Origin of the sequence: Kitasatospora griseola (assembly GCF_014648555.1) — a bacterium.
GTDB lineage: Bacteria > Actinomycetota > Actinomycetes > Streptomycetales > Streptomycetaceae > Kitasatospora > Kitasatospora griseola.
Map to the genome: position 1 here is coordinate 533675 of NZ_BMRI01000001.1, position 2087 is coordinate 535761.

Sequence of the window (2087 nt, forward strand, 5' to 3'; positions counted from 1 at the left end):
TCCTCGACACCTGGTTCCCCGCGCCCGAGCTGGCCGCCGCCCCCGGCCCGTCGGGCACCGTCCGACTGAGCGCCGAGGAGGCCGAGCAGGCGCTCGGCCCCGGCGCCGCCGAGGCGCTGCGCGCCGACGCGCGGCGCGGCGTCGAGGTGGTGGCGGTGCGCACCGTGATCTCCTCGCTGGACGAGAAGCCGCTGGACGCGCACGACGTCTACCTGCGCCTGCACCTGCTCTCCTCCCGGCTGGTGAAGCCGCACGGCCAGAACCTGGACGGCGTCTTCGGCCTGCTGGCGAACGTCGCCTGGACGTCGATCGGCCCGGTGCCGGTGGGCAACGTCGAGCAGGCCCGGCTGGCGGTGCGTGCCCAGGGCGGGCAGCTCGCCGTGTACGGCATCGACAAGTTCCCGCGGATGACCGACTACGTGGCGCCGAGCGGGGTGCGCATCGCGCACGCCGACCGGGTCCGCCTCGGCGCGCACCTGGCCGAGGGCACCACCGTGATGCACGAGGGCTTCGTCAACTTCAACGCCGGCACCCTCGGCACCTCGATGGTGGAGGGCCGGATCAGCGCGGGCGTGGTGGTCGGCGACCACAGCGACATCGGTGGCGGCGCCTCGATCATGGGCACCCTGTCCGGCGGCGGCAAGCAGGTCGTCTCGGTGGGCGAGCGCTGCCTGCTGGGCGCCAACGCGGGCATCGGCATCTCGCTGGGCAACGACTGCGTGGTGGAGGCGGGCCTGTACGTCACCGCCGGCACCCGGGTCACTGCCCCGGACGGCACGGTGGCGAAGGCCGTGGAGCTGTCCGGCCAGGACAACCTGCTGTTCCGCCGCAACTCGCAGTCCGGCGCGGTCGAGGTGATCGCCCGCAGCGGTTCGTGGGGCGGCCTGAACGCGGATCTGCACTCGCACAACTGACCTCCTTCAGGTCACGTTCCAGCAGCCGCGGCCGCGGCTGCCCGGCAGCCGTCCGACGGCTGCCCGCGGAGTTCTCCGCGCCCCCGCTCGGCGCCGTAGCCGAGCGGGGGCCGGGCTCGCAAACTCGGCTCACCCCTGGGGCTGACCGGGCTGCGGGGTTGGACCGCTACGGGTGGTCCGGGGTGACCGCGCGCGGCGGGGGCTCGTTGGACCGGCGGCGTCGACCCCCGGCGCTTCACCCCGCACCACCGAGCTGAAGGGGCCCTCTCATGTCCGAGCCCTGGACCGAGCCGCCCACCCCGGGCACCCCCACGGACGGCGCGCCCGTCACCACCAAGTCGCTGCTGGAGCAGATGCAGGAGCTGCTCGCCTCGATCAACACCGACCTGGCCGGACTCGACTCCGACCTGCGGGACACCGCACCCACGAGCGAGCCGGACGACTCGGCCCGCGCCTGAGCGCGCGCCGCCGGAACCGGCGGGCCCAGCGGGACCACGAGCCTCGGCTCCTCCCGCCGGGCCCCGCCCGGCGCCGCACTCTCCTCCTCCGGCTCCGGGAGCGCCGCCGCTGCCATCAGTGCCGCCGTGTCCGCCGGATCGTCCGCGTCCTGCGCGGCTTCCCCGCCCTCCGGTGACGCCCCGTCGGGCACCGTCGTCCGTCGCTGCTCGCGCAGCAACTCGGCGACCAGATCACGGCATTCGGAGTTCGCGTCGAGCCCGTCGATGCAGGCCCAGTACAGGCTCTCGGTCTCCGCTCCGCAGGCCAGCACCACCAGGCTCTCGCCGGCCTCCGCCAGCAGCCCGGCGAGCTCCGTCAGCACCGGTTCCAGCTCGCCGAGTTCGGTGAGCCGCTCCACGAGCGGTGGCCCGGACCAGTCGCCCGGCCCGCTGCCCAGCACGCCGCCGGGCCCGTAGCGGCTGCGATCGGGCGGCGGTCGCAGGCAGCTCGCGGCGTGCGAGCCGGCCTCCGAGAGCAGTTGCCCGAGGGTGGCGAACTCCTCGCCGTCGTGGTCGCCGATCCGGGCCCCGACCGCCTCGGTGAGCAGCCCGGACTGCCAGGCCTGGTGCAGGATGTCTCCGGTCGCCCGGGACTCGACCAGGGCGTGCCGGACGGTCTTGATCAGTCGCAGTGCCTCCACGGTGCAGCGCTCCCCTCGTTCGCCGCCGCCGTCGG

Annotated in this window: 2 protein-coding genes; one reads left to right on the top strand and one right to left on the bottom strand. The window is 74.8% G+C overall.

What is annotated here, in order from left to right; all coding sequences use genetic code 11:
• A partial coding sequence (gene dapD, locus IEZ12_RS02370) for a 2,3,4,5-tetrahydropyridine-2,6-dicarboxylate N-succinyltransferase (protein ID WP_229847150.1) occupies positions 1 to 914 on the top strand: 914 nt, incomplete at its 5' end.
• Positions 915 to 1149: 235 nt separating this feature from the next.
• Here dapD and IEZ12_RS02375 read toward each other — a convergent pair.
• A partial coding sequence (locus IEZ12_RS02375) for a DUF6099 family protein (RefSeq protein WP_229847151.1) occupies positions 1150 to 2087 on the bottom strand: 938 nt, incomplete at its 5' end.